The sequence below is a fragment of the Mycobacterium sp. DBP42 genome (assembly GCF_005924235.1).
Taxonomy (GTDB): Bacteria; Actinomycetota; Actinomycetes; order Mycobacteriales; family Mycobacteriaceae; genus Mycobacterium; species Mycobacterium syngnathidarum.
Window position 1 is genome coordinate 1 of record NZ_VCMY01000012.1, and the last position, 18,094, is coordinate 18,094.

General features: G+C 66.4%; 15 protein-coding genes and 1 rRNA gene. 10 read left to right on the forward strand and 6 right to left on the reverse strand.

Annotated elements, in window-relative coordinates; translation table 11 throughout:
* The first annotated feature begins 3 nt into the window (after positions 1 to 3).
* Positions 4 to 117 (forward strand): 5S ribosomal RNA (gene rrf, locus E0T84_RS13840).
* A 103-nt stretch (positions 118 to 220) separates the two neighbouring features.
* On the opposite strand, the gene E0T84_RS13845 is transcribed toward rrf, so the two are convergent.
* Positions 221 to 718: a methylated-DNA--[protein]-cysteine S-methyltransferase gene (locus tag E0T84_RS13845; RefSeq protein WP_070188296.1), complete on the reverse strand. Its 498-nt coding sequence runs from the start codon at positions 716 to 718 to the stop codon at positions 221 to 223.
* Positions 715 to 2,205 carry a DNA-3-methyladenine glycosylase 2 family protein gene (locus E0T84_RS13850; protein ID WP_070188302.1) on the reverse strand — a complete coding sequence of 497 codons (1,491 nt, stop codon included), beginning with the start codon at positions 2,203 to 2,205 and terminating at the stop codon, positions 715 to 717. The genes E0T84_RS13845 and E0T84_RS13850 overlap by 4 nt, the downstream gene beginning before the upstream one ends.
* An 87-nt stretch (positions 2,206 to 2,292) precedes the next feature.
* Here E0T84_RS13850 and glsA point away from each other — a divergent pair, with 87 nt between their 5' ends.
* Positions 2,293 to 3,576, forward strand: a complete 1,284-nt coding sequence (glsA, locus tag E0T84_RS13855; protein ID WP_070188295.1) for a glutaminase A — start codon at positions 2,293 to 2,295, stop codon at positions 3,574 to 3,576.
* On the opposite strand, the gene E0T84_RS13860 is transcribed toward glsA, so the two are convergent.
* Entirely contained in the window at positions 3,573 to 5,177 is a 1,605-nt protein-coding gene (locus E0T84_RS13860; protein WP_070188294.1) for a mononucleotidyl cyclase, read from the reverse strand. The two genes, glsA and E0T84_RS13860, sit on opposite strands and share 4 nt — an antisense overlap.
* A 47-nt stretch (positions 5,178 to 5,224) precedes the next feature.
* Here E0T84_RS13860 and nucS point away from each other — a divergent pair, with 47 nt between their 5' ends.
* Together nucS and E0T84_RS13870 are read left to right on the forward strand one after the other, a co-directional pair.
* Positions 5,225 to 5,896 (forward strand): endonuclease NucS, encoded by a 672-nt coding sequence (gene nucS, locus E0T84_RS13865; RefSeq protein WP_070188293.1) that lies wholly within the window; start codon positions 5,225 to 5,227, stop codon positions 5,894 to 5,896.
* Positions 5,896 to 6,177 (forward strand): hypothetical protein, encoded by a 282-nt coding sequence (locus tag E0T84_RS13870; RefSeq protein WP_070188292.1) that lies wholly within the window; start codon positions 5,896 to 5,898, stop codon positions 6,175 to 6,177. The genes nucS and E0T84_RS13870 overlap by 1 nt, the downstream gene beginning before the upstream one ends.
* A gap of 4 nt (positions 6,178 to 6,181) precedes the next feature.
* Here the strand turns inward: E0T84_RS13870 and mce are convergent, their stop codons facing one another.
* On the reverse strand, positions 6,182 to 6,655 hold the full coding sequence (mce, locus tag E0T84_RS13875) for a methylmalonyl-CoA epimerase (protein WP_070188291.1): 474 nt from the start codon (positions 6,653 to 6,655) through the stop codon (positions 6,182 to 6,184).
* An 82-nt stretch (positions 6,656 to 6,737) separates the two neighbouring features.
* On the opposite strand from mce, the gene E0T84_RS13880 reads away from it, so the two are divergent.
* The 3 genes from E0T84_RS13880 to E0T84_RS13890 all read left to right on the forward strand — a co-directional run bounded on the left by E0T84_RS13880 (position 6,738) and on the right by E0T84_RS13890 (position 9,289).
* A complete protein-coding gene (locus E0T84_RS13880) occupies positions 6,738 to 7,916 on the forward strand; it encodes an acetyl-CoA C-acetyltransferase (RefSeq protein WP_070188290.1) in 1,179 nt (392 codons plus the stop codon).
* A 61-nt stretch (positions 7,917 to 7,977) separates the two neighbouring features.
* A complete protein-coding gene (locus E0T84_RS13885) occupies positions 7,978 to 8,373 on the forward strand; it encodes a DUF3817 domain-containing protein (protein ID WP_138744710.1) in 396 nt (131 codons plus the stop codon).
* Between the two features lie 13 nt (positions 8,374 to 8,386).
* Positions 8,387 to 9,289 (forward strand): tetratricopeptide repeat protein, encoded by a 903-nt coding sequence (locus tag E0T84_RS13890; RefSeq protein WP_138744711.1) that lies wholly within the window; start codon positions 8,387 to 8,389, stop codon positions 9,287 to 9,289.
* 33 nt (positions 9,290 to 9,322) lie between these two features.
* Here the strand turns inward: E0T84_RS13890 and glgB are convergent, their stop codons facing one another.
* Together glgB and E0T84_RS13900 are read right to left on the reverse strand one after the other, a co-directional pair.
* Positions 9,323 to 11,530, reverse strand: a complete 2,208-nt coding sequence (gene glgB / locus E0T84_RS13895) for a 1,4-alpha-glucan branching protein GlgB (protein ID WP_138744712.1) — start codon at positions 11,528 to 11,530, stop codon at positions 9,323 to 9,325.
* Positions 11,531 to 11,537: 7 nt separating this feature from the next.
* Entirely contained in the window at positions 11,538 to 13,634 is a 2,097-nt protein-coding gene (locus E0T84_RS13900; protein ID WP_138744713.1) for an alpha-1,4-glucan--maltose-1-phosphate maltosyltransferase, read from the reverse strand.
* 180 nt (positions 13,635 to 13,814) lie between these two features.
* On the opposite strand from E0T84_RS13900, the gene E0T84_RS13905 reads away from it, so the two are divergent.
* The 3 genes from E0T84_RS13905 to E0T84_RS13915 all read left to right on the forward strand — a co-directional run bounded on the left by E0T84_RS13905 (position 13,815) and on the right by E0T84_RS13915 (position 18,083).
* A complete protein-coding gene (locus E0T84_RS13905) occupies positions 13,815 to 16,436 on the forward strand; it encodes a glycosyltransferase family 1 protein (RefSeq protein ID WP_138744714.1) in 2,622 nt (873 codons plus the stop codon).
* A gap of 65 nt (positions 16,437 to 16,501) precedes the next feature.
* Positions 16,502 to 17,281, forward strand: coding sequence for a virginiamycin B lyase (locus E0T84_RS13910; protein WP_249383642.1), 780 nt, complete (start codon positions 16,502 to 16,504; stop codon positions 17,279 to 17,281).
* A 76-nt stretch (positions 17,282 to 17,357) separates the two neighbouring features.
* The gene (locus E0T84_RS13915) at positions 17,358 to 18,083 is read left to right on the forward strand and encodes an MspA family porin (RefSeq protein WP_249383638.1); all 726 of its coding nucleotides are present in this window, start codon (positions 17,358 to 17,360) and stop codon (positions 18,081 to 18,083) included.
* Positions 18,084 to 18,094: the final 11 nt, after the last annotated feature.

Consider the following 18,094-nt stretch of genomic DNA (forward strand, 5'->3'; position numbering starts at 1 on the left):
AGTTACGGCGGTCCATAGCGGCAGGGAAACGCCCGGTCCCATCCCGAACCCGGAAGCTAAGCCTGCCAGCGCCGATGATACTACCCACACGGGTGGAAAAGTAGGACACCGCCGAACACAAATTAAGTCCCGGGCCCTCCAACTTCGATTGGAGGGCCCGGGCAATTTTGTATGTATGTACGTTCCCAATTTTATTGGCGAATCGCGAAACGCCCGTCGTTCAATTGAAAAGGGCCGGGGTGGTTCGGCTTTTCTCCAATTCCAACAACGCTCGCTTGCGGTCCAGGCCGCCGCCGTACCCGGTGAGGCTGCCATTCGCGCCGATCACCCGATGGCACGGGACGATGATGCCGATCGGGTTGTGCCCGTTGGCCAGACCGACTGCTCGGAATGCGCTCGGCGAACCGATCTGCCGGGCAATCTCGCCGTATGAGCAGGTTTGTCCGTAAGGAATGGCCTGCAGCGCTTGCCACACCCGGCGCTGAAATTGCGTGCCCATCATGTCGAGCTCGAGGTCGAACTCGGTGCGGTCGCCGGCAAAATACTCCGACAGCTGCTCGACGGCTTCGGGGAACGCGTTGTCGTCGACTTCCCACCCCTGGCGGCTCGGCTCATAGGTCTGATCGACCATCCGTAGATGCATGAGCTTTCCGTCCCGGCCGGCCAGGGTGAGGAGGCCGACGGGGCTGTCCATGGTGCGGTACTGCAGTGTCGTCATGACGTCTCCTGTCGATCGTGCGGGGGCCACTGGTTCACCGCGTGGTCCAGTGTGGTCCACAGGTGTTGTGTCGCATATGCGCGCCACGGACGCCAACGGGTGCTGTGTTCGACCAACACGTCAGGGGCGAGGCCGAGGTGCTCGGCGGCCGCGCGGACTCCGAGATCGGTGGCGGGGAAGGCATCTGGATCCCCGAGCGCCCTCATGGCGATCAACTCGGTCGTCCATGGACCCACCCCGGGTAGGGCGAGCAACTGTTCGCGAGCCCGATCCCAGTCGCATCCGGGGTCGAGGGTCAGATCGCCGGTTGCAATCGCGGACACCAACGCGGCGACGGTGCGTTTCCTGGATGCCGGCATCGCCAGACCATCGGGATCGAGACCGGCGAGCTCGGTTGCGCTCGGAAATACCTGGGTCAGACCTCCGGCCTCGTCGGAGATCGCGGTTCCGTAGCGGGCGACGAGTCGACCGACGTGCGTGCCGGCCGCCTTGATCGACACCTGTTGTCCGATCACCACCCTGAGTGCGAGCTCGGATTCGTCGACGGTCCGGGGGATGCGTTGCCCGGGCGCCTTGGCCACCACAGCCGCCAGTCGGGAGTCGTCTTGGAGTGCTTCCACCACAGCTTCGGGATCGGCGTCGAGGTCCAACAGGCGCCGGCACCGGGCGATCGCGGCCGCGAGATCGCGGAAGTCGTCGAGCACCAACTGGCAGCGGACATGATCGGGCTGTGGCGTCAGGCCCACCACGCCGTACCCATGTGGCAGCCGCAAGGTGCGCCGGTACTGACCGTCGCGAACCTCCTCAAGTCCTGGCACCGCGCTGGCCGCCAGATGCCCGAACATCCCTTCGTACGCGAATGGGGTGCGCACCGGCAGCCGTAGGGACAGGACGCCGGGAGTGGAAGCATCTGAGGAAAACCGGGTGCGCGCCCGCTGCCGCAGCTGAGTCGGGGTCAGATCGCACACTGCACGGACGGTGTCGTTGAATTGCCTGATGCTGGCGAAGCCCGCGGCGAATGCGACATCGGCGAACGGCAATTCGGTGGTCTCGATCAAGACCCGGGCGGTCTGGGCGCGTTGCGCCCGCGCCAGCGCCAGGGGATTGGCACCGAGCTCGGCCTGCAGGATGCGCTGCAACTGCCGGCTGGTGTAACCCACCCGGGCGGCCAGGCCGGTCACGCCTTCGCGGTCCACGGTGCCATCGGCGATCAGCCGCATGCACCGAGCCACGATGTCGCCGCGCACGTTCCATTCCGGGGAGCCCGGTGACGCGTCCGGACGGCACCGCTTGCAGGCCCGGAAGCCGGCTGCCTGCGCGGCAGCAGCGGTCGGATAGAACCGCATGTTGCGGGCGAACGGAGGGCGCACCGGGCAGCTGGGGCGGCAGTAGATGCCCGTGGTGAGTACGGCGGTGACGAACCAGCCGTCGAACCGGGCGTCCTTGGACTGGACTGCCCGGTAGCAGCGGTCGAAATCCTCGTGCATGCGCTCCACGATGGCACGGGTCCCGGCGCCGCACTAGCGGAAAAACGACATGGTCGTGGGATGGTGCCCGCGGTTAGACTCCGACTCGTGGCCGAGCTGGTGCAGCACTACCTGGACCGGATCCGTGCCGAGCAGATCGAGCGCCGCGACGGCGCTCTGGCGAGCTACATCCCTGAACTGGCCTACGTCGATCCCGAGTGTTTCGGGCTGAGCCTGTCCTCCTCGGATGGTTATGTCTACGAATCCGGTGATACCGCAGTGGAATTCACCATTCAGTCGATCTCCAAACCGTTCACCTATGCGCTGGCAATGAGCCGGATCGGTCAGGACGCCGTCGACGCCAGGATAGGTGTCGAACCATCCGGTGAGGCGTTCAACGAGATCAGCGTCGACGATGTCACCAAGACACCGAAGAACCCCATGATCAATGCCGGTGCCATCGCGGCGGTTTCGCTGATTCCCGGCGCGAACGCAGACGAACGGTTCGACCGCATCCTCGAGTTCCACTCGGCGTGTGCGGGCCGCAGGTTGGATATCGACATGCAGGTGTACGCCTCGGAAAAGGCGACCGGCAACCGCAATCGCGCGATCGCGTACATGCTGACCAGTTTCGGCGTGCTGGACGGTGACCCGGACGAGGTCCTCGACGTGTACTTCCGGCAGTGTTCGGTCAAGGTGACCAGCACCGACCTCGCACGGATGGCCGCGACCCTGGCCCGGGGCGGGCTCAACCCGCTGACGGGTCGGCGCGCCATCGATGCGGACGTGGTTCGGCGGACGTTGAGCGTGATGGTGACTTGCGGCATGTACGACGCGACAGGCGATTGGGTCAGCGCCGTCGGCATGCCCGCCAAGAGCGGCGTCGGCGGCGGCATCGTGGCGGTGCTGCCCGGTCAACTCGGGATAGGGGTGTACTCACCACGCCTCGATTCCCGCGGCAACAGTGTGCGCGGCGTGCAGGTGTGCCGCAATCTGTCCTCGCAGCTGGGGCTTCACTTCCTCACCGTCGGTCGTGAGTCGTCGTCGACGCTGCGGGCGGTGTTCGATGTCCATCCGGGTGTCCGCGTCTACGAGGTTCAGGGTGACCTGCTGTTCGCCGGGGCTGAGCAGGTGCTGCGGAGTGCCGAGCATGCGCGTGGCGAGTATGACGTCGCCGTGCTCGACGTCACTCGTGTGGATGACATCAACGATGCCGCGCGGGGCATGCTGACCGGAATGCGGGCAGGCCTGGCCGCCGCGGGCAAAGAGGCCTATCTCGTCGACCCGGATGGCCGCGTGGTGCCGCCCGACCGGCGAGGCGACTACGACGCCATCGTGTTCCGCACCGTCGACGAGGCAGTCGAGGCGGCACGGCAATGGGCCGCCGGCTAGGCCGGAACCGCTACCCGGGTCTGCTCGCCGAGACCGCGCAGGGTTACCGATTCGCCCAGTGTCCAACGGGCTCTCTCGGTTTCGGACGCGTTGGCGATCGTGTCCGATGAGGCCACCAGGTGCCCGGGGACCTGCTTGGAGAAATCGCACAGCCGCGCGGCCTCGTTGACCGGTTCCCCGATCACGGTGTATTCGAAGCGCTGTTTGGCGCCGACGTTGCCGGCCACCACCTGGCCGGCCGCCACCCCGATGCCCGCCTCGAGCTCGGGCACCTCGGTACGCAACCGACTCGCGATCGCCCTCGCGGCCCCCAGAGCTTCGTCCTCGGGATTCGGAAGTGACGCCGGTGCACCGAACACCGCGAGTATCGCGTCGCCCTCGAATTTGTTGACCAGGCCACGGTGGTTGTCGACCTCATCGACGATCACGGCGAAGAACCGGTTGAGCAGATCGACCACCTCCACCGCGGGCCGCGTGGTGACCAACTGCGTCGAGCCGATCACGTCGACGAAAATCACTGCGGCGTGGCGCTCCTCGCCGCCGAGGACAGGCTTCTCCTGTTCGGCCAGTGCCGCGACCTCGCGGCCGACGTGACGGCCGAACAGGTCGCGGACCCGCTCGCGCTCGCGCAGGCCGTGCACCATCGAGTTGAATCCCCGTTGCAGCTGGCCCAGTTCGGTGCCGTCGAACACCACCAGGTTGGTGTCCAGATCGCCTTGCTCGACACGGTTGAGCGCCGCACGCACCACCCGGATCGGGGTTGCGGTCAGATAGGACAGGATCCACATCAGCAGGAAGCCGAATATCAGCGCGAACGAGCCGAGACCTATGACGGCGTAAGCGAATTGAATCGGGGTCAGATTGTTCAGCGTCACGGCGAACATCGCGGCCAGCATGATGCCCACGATCGGGACCCCCGAGCTCAGTGCCCACACCACCATGGTGCGGCCCATGATGCCCGGAGCCAGCCGGACCGGCGGTGGGCCGGCCTCCAATGCCTGAGCGGCCACCGGCCGCAGTGCGAATTCGGTGAAGAGATGACAGCTGACCGACACCACGATGCCGGGAAAACTGACGCCCAGCAGGAACTTCGGAATGTAGTTGGTGTCGACGAGACCGTAGAGCGTCGTCAACAGCGCGGTGCCCACGCCCCAGAGGACCAACAGCACGCGGGTGAGCCGAAACGGGGCCAGGAACGTGTTCCGCTGGTCGGTGGCGGTGGGCGGACGTTCCTCGATCGCCCAGCGCACGTTGTCGATCACCCGGGTGGTCGCCCAGAACACGCCCACGATCAATGCCGTGGCGATGTAGATGGGAGCCACGATGAACGTGATCCAGCGGACCTGCGGATCGAACACCCCGGGAGAGGGGAACAACAGCGTGACGATGATCATCGAGATGCCGATGCCGAGCAGGTTCCCCAGGACCACGAACGCCGTGAGGATGGCCTGGATGCGCACCCTGCGGCGGCGCTGGCTCTCCGATACCCGCCCCAGGACCCACGATCCGTATTCCGGGGTCGCCGGGATCCGGCTGCTCTGGCGAGTGACACCCTCAAGGACGCGGCCCAGCCGTCGTGCCAGCGATTTGTCGGAGTTCATTGTGGCGTCAGCCTAGTTCGTCCGGGGATGCCCCTAAGGTGGTTCGAGTGCGCCTTGTGATTGCCCAGTGCACCGTCGACTATGTGGGGCGGCTGACCGCCCACCTCCCATCAGCCCGCAGGCTGTTGTTGTTCAAGTCCGACGGTTCGGTCAGCGTCCATGCCGACGATCGCGCCTACAAGCCGCTGAACTGGATGAGTCCGCCGTGCTGGCTCACCGAGGATGACGGCGATGGCGTGCCCGTCTGGGTGGTCGAGAACAAGGCCGGCGAGCAGCTGCGCATCACCGTCGAGGACGTCGAGCACGACTCCAGCCATGAACTCGGTGTCGATCCGGGTCTGGTGAAGGACGGCGTGGAGGCGCACCTGCAGGTCCTGCTGGCCGAGCACGTCGAGCTCCTGGGCGCCGGCTACACCTTGGTGCGCCGGGAGTACCCGACCGCGATCGGTCCGGTGGATCTGATGTGCCGCGACGAGCTCGGTCGGTCGGTGGCTGTCGAGATCAAACGGCGCGGGGAGATCGACGGCGTCGAACAGCTGACGCGCTATCTCGAACTGCTCAACCGCGACACCGTGCTCGCTCCGGTGACGGGTGTGTTTGCCGCCCAACAGATCAAGCCGCAGGCTCGAACCCTCGCTACTGACCGTGGAATCCGCTGCGTGACATTGGATTACGACCAGATGCGGGGTATGGACAGCGACGAGTACCGGCTGTTCTGATGAGTCGTCGGCCCCGTGAACACCGCCGGTTGGCGTCGTTGCCGCCGACGCGCCGAATCGAGACGGGCCCGGACGGATACGACTACGAAGTGCGAACAGTCGCCGCATCGCGTGCGGTGAAGGTCTATCGCTGCCCCGGCTGTGACCACGAGATCCGTGTGGCCACCGCGCACGTGGTGGTACTTCCGATCGACGTCGGCGACATCGAAGACCGCAGACACTGGCACACCGCCTGCTGGGCGAACCGGGCCAACCGTCGCCCGACGAGAAAGTGGTCCTGAGCGGTCAGTGCTCGTCTGCGGACGGTTCCACCAGCTCGATCAGCACGCCGCCGGCGTCCTTGGGGTGGATGAAGTTGATGCGTGAGTTCGCGGTGCCCTTGCGGGGAGCCTCGTAGAGCAGCCGAACGCCTTGGCTGCGCAGACGCTCACTCAGCGCGTCGATGTCGCTGGTCCGGTAAGCCAGCTGCTGCAGGCCGGGGCCGCTGCGATCGATGAACTTGGCAATCGTCGACTTCTCGTCCAACGGGGCCAGAAGTTGGATCTGGGCGCTGCCCTTGGCGGCGCCGCGCACCGAGAGCATCGCCTCGCGGACACCCTGTTCCTCGTTGATCTCCTCGTGGAGGACGATCATGCCGAGGTTGTCGTGGTACCACTTTGCGGCGGCATCGAGATCGGGGACGGCGATACCGACGTGATCGATTGCCGTCACCAGTGCGGAAGCGAGCGCGGGACGGGCATCAACCTGATCGGCGGTCATAACGCAACGGTAACCTTTCCTTGAACGTTCGCGTATGTGTGATGGGCCACACACACTTATCGAGTACCCACTGGAGGTAGGAATGACAACGTCGGTAATCGTTGCTGGAGCGCGTACTCCGGTGGGCAGGCTGATGGGTTCGCTCAAGGACTTCTCGGGCAGTGACCTGGGCGCAATCGCGATCCGCGGGGCGCTGGAGAAGGCGAAGGTCGACGCTTCGCTGGTGGATTACGTGATCATGGGCCAGGTGCTGACCGCAGGCGCCGGTCAGATGCCCGCTCGTCAGTCCGCGGTAGCCGCAGGCATCCCCTGGGATGTCCCCGCGCTGAGCATCAACAAGATGTGCCTGTCGGGCATCGATGCGATCGCCCTGGCCGACCAGCTCATCCGGGCCGGCGAGTTCGAGGTCGTGGTGGCCGGTGGTCAGGAGTCGATGAGCCAGGCGCCGCACCTGCTGCCCAAGAGCCGCGAGGGCTACAAGTACGGCGATGCCACGCTGGTCGATCACCTGGCCTACGACGGTCTGCACGACGTGTTCACCGACCAGCCGATGGGTGCGCTCACCGAGCAGCGCAACGACACCGACAAGTTCACCCGCGCCGAGCAGGACGAGTTCGCTGCCCAGTCGCATCAGAAGGCCGCCGCGGCATGGAAGGACGGGGTGTACGCCGACGAGGTGGTGCCGGTGTCGATCCCGCAGCGCAAGGGCGACCCGATCGAGTTCACCGAGGACGAGGGCATCCGCGCCAACACCACGGCCGAGTCGCTGGGTGGTCTGCGCCCGGCCTTCCGCAAGGACGGCTCCATCACCGCAGGTTCGTCGTCGCAGATCTCCGACGGGGCGGCCGCGGTCGTGGTGATGAGCAAGGCCAAGGCGCAGGAGCTGGGCCTGGACTGGTTGTGTGAGATCGGCGCGCACGGTGTGGTCGCCGGTCCGGACTCCACGCTGCAGAGCCAGCCGGCCAACGCGATCAAGAAGGCGGTCGAGCGCGAGGGCATCAGCGTCGATCAGCTGGACGTCCTCGAGATCAACGAGGCGTTCGCTGCGGTGTCGCTGGCCTCGACGAAGGAGCTGGGTGTCGACCCGGCGAAGGTGAACGTGAACGGCGGCGCCATCGCCATCGGCCACCCCATCGGCATGTCGGGCGCCCGCATCACGCTGCACGCGGCACTGGAGCTGGCCCGCAAGGGCTCCGGCTACGCGGTGGCCGCGCTCTGTGGCGCCGGTGGCCAGGGTGATGCGCTGATCCTGCGTCGCTGACAGCTAATCGGAGGGCGGTCAAAACGACGCTGTGTAGTAGCTGACGGTCCGCTGCGGCACAATGGCGGTCATGACACGCTCCTTCGACCCGCGCACGGTTGCCGGCTGGTTCCGGCTCATCGCTCTTGCCGAGGCGGTGAGCTGGGCCGGCCTGCTGGTCGGCATGTACTTCAAGTACCTGGGCAGTCCGCGTACCGAGATCGGGGTCAAGGTGTTCGGGCCGATCCACGGCGGCATCTTCATCGCCTTCGTGGGGGCTGCCCTGCTGGTCGGAATCGCCCGCAAGTGGGGCCTCGGCACCTGGATCCTGGCTTTGCTGGCCAGCATCGTGCCATTGGGCAGTGTGATCTTCGTCATGTGGGCTGATCGGACGGCCCGATTGGGTTCGGGCCCGGAGGCGGCCGGTGCTCCGGTGCTGGTGACGCAACCGGGCGGCGCGGTGCCCGAAACGACGTGACAGACTTGGTGACGTGACTCGTCCACGACCTTCTGTCGGGCCGGCGCTGGCCGGCGCGGTTGACCTCTCGGCACTCAAACAACGGCCCGCGGCGGGCGGCGACAGCCCCAGCCCGGCCGGCGGCCCGAACGCCACCGAGGTCAACGAAGCGAACTTCGAAGCCGAAGTACTGGTCCGTTCGGGCCAGGTACCGGTGGTGGTGCTGCTGTGGTCGCCGCGCAGCGATTCCAGTGCCGCGCTGGGGGACACCTTGGCGGGCCTGGCAGCGGCCGACAACGGCAAGTGGTCGTTGGCCCTGGTCAATGTCGACACCACCCCGCGGGTGGCGCAGATGTTCGGCATCCAGGGCGTGCCGACCGTCGTGGCGCTCGCCGGAGGGCAGCCGATCGCCAGCTTCCAGGGCTCGCAACCAGCCGACGAACTTCGGCGCTGGGTCGATTCGCTGCTGCAGGCCACCGCAGGCAAGCTGACCGGATCCGGTGCCGGTGACGATGAGCCGGAGCAGGTCGATCCCGAGCTGGCAGCGGCCAGGGCGCACTTGGACAACGGCGACTTCGCCGAGGCAGCGGCCGCCTATCAGACGATTCTCGATGCCCAGCCCAACCACGCAGAGGCCAAGGGCGCAGTGCGACAGATCGCCTTCCTGCAGCGGGCGAGCGCGCAGCGTCCCGACGCGGTGGCCGCGGCCGACGCCGCCCCCGACGACATCGAGGCGGCATTCGCCGCCGCCGACGCCGAGATCCTGGCCCAGAACGTGGCTGCGGCGTTCGATCGGCTGATCGCATTGATCAAGCGCACCGCAGGCGACGACCGGACCAAGGTGCGGACCCGGCTCGTCGAGCTGTTCGAGCTGTTCGACCCGGCCGATCCCGAGGTGATCGCGGGCCGGCGCAACCTGGCCAACGCGCTGTACTGATTTCCGGCCGTTTTCCCGCCCAGCGGAAAAAACTCAGACGGGCTCGAACCACAGCATCGCCAGCGGCGGCAGCACCATCACCGCCGAGGCCGGGCGGCCGTGCCATGGCTCCTCGGTGGCTTGGACCGCGCCCATGTTCCCGATGCCCGCACCGTTGTAGATCGTGGCGTCGGTGTTGAGCACCTCGCGCCACTCGCCGGCGTGCGGTAGGCCGAGCCGGTACTCGCTGTGCTCGCTGCCGGCGAAATTGACCACGCAGGCCAGCACGGATCCGTCCGCGCCGAACCGCAGGAAGCTCAGCACGTTGTTGGCCGAATCGTTCGCGTCGATCCAGGAGTAGCCCTCCGGGCTGGTGTCGCGGCTCCACAGCGCCGGGTGGCGGCGGTAGATCCCGTTGAGATCGCGCACCAGCCGCTGCACGCCCCCGGAGAAACCCTGCTCGCCGAGTTGGAACCAATCGAGCCCGCGTTCCTCTGACCATTCGGCCCGCTGGCCGAATTCCTGGCCCATGAACAACAACTGCTTGCCCGGGTGCGCCCACTGGTATGCGAGCAGGCTGCGCAATCCGGAGGCCTTGGCATGATCGTCACCGGGCATCCTGGTCCACAACGTGCCCTTGCCGTGCACCACCTCGTCGTGACTGATCGGCAGGACGTAGTTCTCGCTGAACGCGTACAGCATCGAGAACGTCATCTCGTGGTGGTGATAACTGCGGTGTACCGGATCATGGCTGACGTAGTCGAGCGTGTCGTTCATCCAGCCCATGTTCCATTTCATCGAGAAGCCAAGGCCGCCAAGGTTGGTCGGGCGGGTGACACCGGGCCAGGAGGTCGACTCCTCGGCGATGGTGACGATGCCCGGGGTCACCTTGTGGACGGTGGCATTCATCTCCTGAAGGAACTGCACCGCCTCCAGATTCTCCCGGCCACCATGGATGTTGGGCGTCCAGCCGCCCTCGGGGCGGGAGTAGTCCAGATAGAGCATCGAGGCGACGGCATCAACCCGCAGGCCGTCGACGTGATACTCCTTGAGCCAGTACAGCGCGTTGGCAACCAGGAAGTTGCGCACTTCGGGCCGGCCGAAGTCGAAAACGTAAGTGCCCCAGTCGAGCTGTTCGCCGCGGCGGGGATCGGAATGCTCGTAGAGCGCAGTGCCGTCGAACCGCCCCAGTGCCCAGGCGTCTTTGGGGAAGTGGGCCGGCACCCAGTCGACGATCACCCCGATGCCGGCCCGGTGCAGCGAATCCACCAGAAACCGGAAGTCGTCAGGGTCGCCCAATCGCGACGTCGGGGCGTAGTACGAGGTGACCTGATAGCCCCACGAACCGCCGAACGGGTGCTCGGCGACCGGCAGCAGTTCGACATGGGTGAAGCCTTGTTCCACAACGTATTCGGTCAGCTCCGTCGCCAGCTGCCGGTAGCTGAGCCCCGGGCGCCAGGACATCAGGTGCACCTCGTAGGTGCTCATCGGTTCGAATACCGGGTTATGCGTGGCCCGCCGGGTCATCCACTCACCATCGTTCCAGGCGTAGGAGCTGGTGGTGACCCGGGAGGCGGTCTGCGGTGGTACCTCGGTGGCGAAGGCCATCGGATCGGCACGGTCGGCGGTCACGCCGCCGGCGCCATGTACGCGGAACTTGTACAGGCCGCCGACCGGGAACCCGGGCCAGAACAGCTCCCATACCCCAGAGGACCCCATCACGCGCATCTGCGCCTCGTTGCCGTCCCAGTGGTTGAAGTCGCCGATCACACTGACACCCTTGGCGTTCGGCGCCCACACGGCGAACGAGACACCTTCGACGATCCCGTCAGGGGTGGTGAAGCTGCGCGGGTGTGCGCCCAGGATCTCCCAGAGGCGTTCGTGGCGGCCCTCGGCGAACAGGTGCAGATCCAGTTCGCCGAGCGTGGGCAGGAACCGGTAGGCGTCGGCGGTGGTATGGGTGAAGAGGGCGTCGTCCGCGCCGGGATAACTGATCTCCAAGCGGTAGTCCGCCAGGTTGGTGAACGGAACGGCCACCGCGAAGAGCCCGGAATCGATGTGCTGCAAGGGGTATCTATCTCCGCCGATCACCGCCACGACTTTGGCGGCATGTGGGCGGAAGGCGCGGATCACGGTTTTGCCGCCGTACTCGTGGGCGCCGAGCACCGAATGCGGGTCATGGTGCTGACCGACCAGCAATCGCTGGATGTCGGTGGGGTCGGGCCGCAGATGTAGGTCGGTGATGTGGTTGCTTCTTGTCATCTCGTTCTCATTCCCTGCGTAGCAAGCCCAGTCGTTGCTCATAGGGTACGAGCGGCATGTTCAACACGTGCGCCACCGCCTTGGCGGGATCGATGCGGACGTAATTCGTCTGCCCCCATTGGTATTCCTCGCCGGTGATCTCGTCACGTACCCAGAACCGGTCATGTGATTCCATACCCAGAGCCTCCATGTTCAACCACAGGGTGGCTTCCTCCGGGCCGAACGGGTTGAGAGTGACCACGACCAGTACGGCGTCGCCGGTGATCGGGTCGAACTTGCTGTAGGCGAGCAGCGCGTCGTTGTCCACGTGGTGGAAGGTGAGCGTACGCAGCTGGCGCAAGGCCGGGTGCAGGCGTCGGATCTCGTTGAGCCGGGTCACGAATGGCTCAAGGGAACGGCCCTCGGCCAGTGCGCCGGCGAAGTCTCGCGGCCGCAGCTCGTACTTCTCGGAGTCCAGGTATTCCTCGCTGCCCTCGCGGACGGCCCGGTGCTCGAACAGTTCGAAGCCGGAGTACATGCCCCACGATGGGCTCATGGTGGCGGCCAGTACCGCACGGATCGCGAACATGCCGGGGCCCCCGTGCTGCAGCGACTCGTGCAGGATGTCGGGCGTGTTCACCCACAGGCTGGGCCGTGCACTGTCGGCGTTCGCGGTGATCTCGTTGCCGAATTCGGTGAGCTCCCACTTGTTGGTGCGCCAGGTGAAGTACGTGTAGGACTGGGTGAAACCACGTTTGGCCAGGCCGTAAAGCCGCGCCGGCCGGGTGAACGCCTCGGACAGGAACAGTACATCCGGATCCTCGTTCTTGATCTCGGCGATCAGCCAGACCCAGAAGTTGGGTGGTTTGGTGTGCGGATTGTCGACACGGAAGACCTTGACGCCGTGTGAGATCCAGTACCGAACCACACGTAGCACCTCGTGATAGAGCCCGGAGGGGTCGTTGTCGAAGTTGAGCGGGTAGATGTCCTGGTATTTCTTCGGCGGGTTCTCCGCATAGGCGATGGTGCCGTCGGGTAGCACGGTGAACCACTCCGGATGCGCTGCGGCCCAAGGATGGTCGGGTGCGCACTGCAGCGCCAGATCCAGCGCCACCTCGACGCCCTGCTGGCGGGCGGCGGCCACGAACGCATCGAAGTCATCGATCGTTCCCAGTGCGGGGTGTACATCGTCGTGGCCACCCTCGTCGCTCCCGATCGCCCACGGCGACCCCACGTCGTCCGGTGCGGCGGTCACGGCGTTGTTGCGGCCTTTGCGGTGCACCTTGCCGATGGGGTGGATGGGCGGCAGGTAGACGATGTTGAAACCCATGCGGGCGATCCGGGGAAGTTGCTCGGCGGCGGTGGCGAACGTGCCGTGCACCGGATGACCGGCCTTGTCCCGGCCGCCGGTGGACCGCGGAAACATTTCGTACCACGAGGAGAACCGGGCCAGTGGCCGGTCCACCCAGACGCCGTATTGCTCACCGCGGGTGACCAACTCGCGCAACGGGTACTGGTCGAGGAGTTCGGTGACCTCCTCGGACAGCGCCGCCCCGGCACGCAGGAACGGGTCACCGGGGATGCGTAGCGTCGCAGCGGCCTCGATCAGGGGGTCGCGCAGTTTGCGGGGCACGCCGGCGGCGGCACGCTCGATGAGGCGCGCGCCGACCAGCAGGTCGTTGGACAGCTCGGCCTCGCTCTGGCCGGCGCCCAGCTTGGCCTCGACCGCGTGGCGCCAGGTGGCCAGCGGATCGCCCCAGCCGTCGACCCGGTAGGTCCAGAGTCCCACGCTGTCGGGTGTGAACTGGCCATGGAAGACGTCTGGAGTGTGCCCGGTGGACATGGGCAGGGCCTGCGGCTTGATGCGCTGTGAAGGACGCACCGCAGCATTGGCCGGCAACACGGTGTCGATCGGTACGGGAGCCGTTGCGGTGCCGGGACCGGTGGCCAGCCGCGGGTAGTCCACACCGAGGTAGCGCACCACCAAGGTGGCCGCAACCGCGTCATGTCCCTCGCGCCAAACCGTGGCCCGGACCGGCACGACCTCGCCGACGACGGCTTTTGCCGGGAACTGTCCACCGAACACCACAGGCGCGACGTCGTCGATTCCGATCCGACCGGCCACCCATCCACTCCTCACGTCGCCTCGATCAAGCGGCTGTCTCTCGTTCACTTGCCTTGTCGCGTCTGATACCCACCGTAATGGGCTGCCCAATCTCGCGGGTGTTAAGCGCGACCTCAACGCCGTCTGAACGGATACCGCTCACCGGTGCATGAACCGGAATTGTCAGTAAGGTTGGTTCGCGTGAAAGCCCTCAGAAGGTTCACCGTCCGCGCGCACCTTCCCGAGCGGTTGGCGGCGCTGGAACGGCTGTCGATCAACCTGCGCTGGTCGTGGCACAAACCGACCCAGGATTTGTTTGCTGTCGTCGATGCCGAGCTGTGGGAGCAGACCAACGGGGACCCGGTGGCCCTGCTGGGGGCGGTCAGCCCGCAACGGCTCGACGAACTCGCCGGTGATCGATCGTTCCTGGCGCGACTCGATGAGCTGACTGCGGACCTGGACACCTATCTGAGTCGTCCGTTGTGGTACCAGCAGCAGATCAGCGACGGAGTCGAGATGCCCAAAGGCATCGCGTATTTCTCGATGGAGTTCGGCGTCGCGGAGGTGCTGCCGAACTATTCGGGCGGTCTGGGCATCCTGGCCGGTGACCACCTGAAGTCCGCTTCGGATCTGGGCCTGCCGTTGATCGCCGTGGGCCTGTACTACCGCTCGGGTTACTTCCGGCAGTCGCTGACCGCTGACGGTTGGCAGCATGAGACCTATCCGGCGCTGGACCCGCAGGGGTTGCCGTTGCGGCTGCTCACCGATTCCTCGGGGGCACCGGTGCTGGTGGCGCTGGCGTTGCCCGATGCCCGCGAGCTGCGGGCCCGGGTGTGGGTGGCGCAGGTGGGCAGGGTCCCGCTGTTGCTCCTCGACTCCGATGTCCCGGAGAACGAGCACGAGCTGCGCGGTGTCACCGATCGGCTCTACGGCGGCGATCAGGAGCACCGCATCAAGCAGGAGATCCTGGCCGGTATCGGCGGCGTGCGTGCGATCCGGGCCTTTACCGAGATCGAGAACCTGCACGCCCCTGAGGTATTCCACATGAACGAGGGTCACGCCGGTTTCCTGGGCGTGGAACGCATCCGCGAATTGGTCGCTGCCGGGCTGGACTTCGACACCGCGCTGACCGTGGTGCGGTCGTCGACGGTGTTCACCACCCACACCCCGGTGCCGGCCGGCATCGACCGGTTCCCGGTCGAGATGATCAGGCGCTACTTCGGCAGCCCGCCCGATGAGCGCTCGCGCGAAGAGCATCGATGGAGCGGGCCGCCCGACTCCCGCCTGCTGCCGGGTGTGCCGCTGGAACGGGTGGTCGCGTTCGGTGCCGAAGATGACCCGTCGAAGTTCAACATGGCGCACATGGGTCTGCGGCTGGCACAGCGGGCCAATGGGGTTTCCTTGTTGCACGGTCGCGTCAGCCGGGCGATGTTCAACGATCTGTGGCCGGGATTCGACCAGGCCGAGGTGCCGATCGGTTCGATCACCAATGGCGTGCACGCGCCGACCTGGGCGGCCCCGCAGTGGCTGGCCCTGGGCCGTGAGCTGATCGGTTCGGAGGCAGCGGAACCGGCGGTGTGGCAGCGGCTGCAGGAGGTCGAACCTGCGCACATGTGGTGGATCCGCTCCCAGCTGCGGGAGACGTTGATCGCCGATGTGCGTGACCGGTTGCGTTGCTCCTGGCTGGAACGCGGTGCGTCCGAGGCCGAGCTGGGCTGGATCGCAACGGCTTTCGATCCGTCGGTGCTGACTGTCGGGTTTGCGCGACGGGTGCCGACGTACAAGCGGCTGACGCTGATGCTGCGTGACCCGGAACGGCTGGAGAAGCTGTTGCTCGACGAGAAGCGGCCGGTGCAGTTGATCGTGGCGGGCAAGTCGCACCCGGCTGACGACGGCGGCAAGGCGCTCATCCAGCAGATCGTGCGATTCGCCGACCGGCCGGAGGTGCGGCACCGGATCGCGTTCCTGCCGGACTACGACATGTCGATGGCCCGGTTGCTGTACTGGGGTTGCGACGTCTGGCTCAACAATCCGCTGAGGCCGTTGGAGGCCTGCGGCACGTCGGGAATGAAGAGTGCGCTCAACGGCGGGCTGAACCTCTCGATCCGGGACGGCTGGTGGGACGAGTGGTATGACGGCGAGAACGGATGGGAGATCCCGACCGCCGACGGCGTCGACGACGAGGCACGTCGCGACGACCTGGAGGCCGCCGCGCTCTATGACCTCCTCGAGAACGCCGTCACCCCGAAGTTCTACGAGCGCGACGAGCACGGGGTGCCCACCCGGTGGGTCGAGATGGTGCGTCACACGTTGCAAGTGCTCGGGCCGAAGGTACTGGCCTCGCGCATGGTGCGGGACTACACCGAGAAGTACTACCTGCCGGCCGCACAGTCGTTGCGCGAGACCGTCGAGGCCACCTCGGGCGAACCGTTCGGCGCGGCCCAGGAATTGGCCGATTACCGCAGGCGGGTAGAGGAGATGTGGCCGAAGATCCAGATCACCGATGTGGACAGCTACGGGCTGCCCGACACGCCTCTGCTGGGGTCACAGCTGACGCTGACCGCCACGGTGCAATTGGGCGGACTGCGGCCCGATGAGGTCACGGTGCAGGCCGTGCTGGGCCGGGTGGACGCCAGGGACGTGATCCTCGATCCGGTGACGGTGCCGATGGCGCACACCGGTTCGGCGGACGGCGGGACCGAGGTGTTCTCCACCGCCACACCGCTTCCGGCGGCCGGGCCGGTGGGCTACACCGTCCGGGTGCTGCCGCACCACCGGTTGCTGACCGCCGACAACGAGCTCGGCCTGGTGGCACTGGCTTGAGTAAGGCGCTCAAAGTACGGCTCGACGGCGGACCGTACGCGCTGGCCGCCGGAAGTGACGGCGCGATGTGGGTGACCCTGGTGCACGGTGGCGGCGTCGCGCGGGTTTCGGCCACCGGGGAGGTCTGCACCTACTCGGTCGGGGAAGGTTCGCGCCCGTCGATCATCGCGGCAGGACCGGACGGGGCACTGTGGTTCACCCGGTCCGGCGACGATCGGATCGGCCGGATCACCACGGCGGGGGAGCTGAGTTCTTACGAGTTGCCCAGTGGTAGTGCGCCTTTCGGTATCACCCCCGGTCCCGACGGTGCGTTGTGGTTCACCACGATGTCGTCCGGTGAGGTGGGCAGGATCGATACCGACGGTGAGATCACCACAGCGGCCACCGTCGGCGGAATGCCGTCGATGATCACCCGGGGGCCTGACGACGCGTTGTGGTTCACACTCAACGAGTCCGGCGCGGTGGGCCGGCTGACCGTTGACGGAATCCTCAAGACGCGCGAATTACCCACTGCCGCAGCTGGTCCCGTCGGCATCACGGCCACCCATGACGATGCCGTGTGGTTCACCGAGATCCGCGCCGACAAGATCGGCCGGATCCCGGTCGACGACGCCATCCAGGAGCTGGACCTACCGGGTAAACCACATGCGGTGGTCGCCGATCCCACCGACGGGGTGTGGGTCAGCCTGTGGGGTGCCGATCAGGTCGCCCGGATCAGCGGCGACGGGGACGTGGTGACCATCGACTTGCCCGCCGGCAGCGAACCGCACGGTCTGGCCATCGGTCCCGACGGCGCTTGCTGGGTGGCCCTGGAGTGTGGATTCGTCCTGAAAATGCCCACCTGAGTGCCGGGCGGCTCTGAGGGTCGGGTAAGTAGATAGGCGATACGTTCCCGCGGGGAACCGTAACGGGAGGCCGCCTGTGTTGATTCGCTCCTTGGGATTGCTCGCCGCCGTGTCGGTAGCCGGCGCGGCCTCGGTGACACCGGCCTGGGCCGACCCCATCGTCGCGCCGGAGGTCGAGGTCGTCGCCGATATGGCGCCCGCCCCGGGGGAGCCGGCCGCCGACCTCGTCGAGTCGACCCCACCCGCCCATCTGACGACCCCGGATGGCTGGCACCTGACCGTGTCGGCCAGTGACGAGACACAGGCCGCGGTACCACCGTTGACCACCGCCATCTCGTCCCGCGAGTACGTGGTCGGCGGCACCTACCGCGGTTCGATGACCGGGCCGGACAGTGGTGAGGATCTGCGCGGCACGCTGGAGGCCGGCTACCAGATCGGTTGCGGTATCGACATGAGCACGTCCAACGGCGTGGCGCTGACCGGCACCGCAGGGCTCAACAGTTCGATCGGCATCCTCGGTACCGATGCGATCTCACCCTGGCCGGAGGGCATCCTGCCGGGCGTCGGCGCCAACATCGGCGGCGGCATCACGATAGGTCTCAAACCGGGCATCATCAATCTCATCCGGGTCACCGAGAAGGAATTCAAGGGCACCGAGCCGTGGGTGATGATCAGCAACTTCCGGGTGAAGATCGACGGCTGCGTCGGGCAGTCGTTCATTCGGTCATACGCCGTGCTGACCCGGTCGACCGATGAGTCCGAGGCGGTGCTGGCCTGGTACGGCACCACGAAGGTGGTCTGAGCCGGCGGTTC

What these genes read in the sequence shown, in the direction of transcription:
- E0T84_RS13845 (WP_070188296.1), bottom strand. Translation starts at nt 718, where the DNA reads ATGACGACACTGCAGTACCGCACCATGGACAGCCCCGTCGGCCTCCTC.
- E0T84_RS13850 (WP_070188302.1), bottom strand. Translation starts at nt 2,205, where the DNA reads ATGCACGAGGATTTCGACCGCTGCTACCGGGCAGTCCAGTCCAAGGAC.
- E0T84_RS13860 (WP_070188294.1), bottom strand. Translation starts at nt 5,177, where the DNA reads ATGAACTCCGACAAATCGCTGGCACGACGGCTGGGCCGCGTCCTTGAG.
- E0T84_RS13870 (WP_070188292.1), top strand. Translation starts at nt 5,896, where the DNA reads ATGAGTCGTCGGCCCCGTGAACACCGCCGGTTGGCGTCGTTGCCGCCG.
- mce (WP_070188291.1), bottom strand. Translation starts at nt 6,655, where the DNA reads ATGACCGCCGATCAGGTTGATGCCCGTCCCGCGCTCGCTTCCGCACTG.
- E0T84_RS13880 (WP_070188290.1), top strand. Translation starts at nt 6,738, where the DNA reads ATGACAACGTCGGTAATCGTTGCTGGAGCGCGTACTCCGGTGGGCAGG.
- E0T84_RS13885 (WP_138744710.1), top strand. Translation starts at nt 7,978, where the DNA reads ATGGCGGTCATGACACGCTCCTTCGACCCGCGCACGGTTGCCGGCTGG.
- glgB (WP_138744712.1), bottom strand. Translation starts at nt 11,530, where the DNA reads ATGACAAGAAGCAACCACATCACCGACCTACATCTGCGGCCCGACCCC.
- E0T84_RS13910 (WP_249383642.1), top strand. Translation starts at nt 16,502, where the DNA reads ATGTGGGTGACCCTGGTGCACGGTGGCGGCGTCGCGCGGGTTTCGGCC.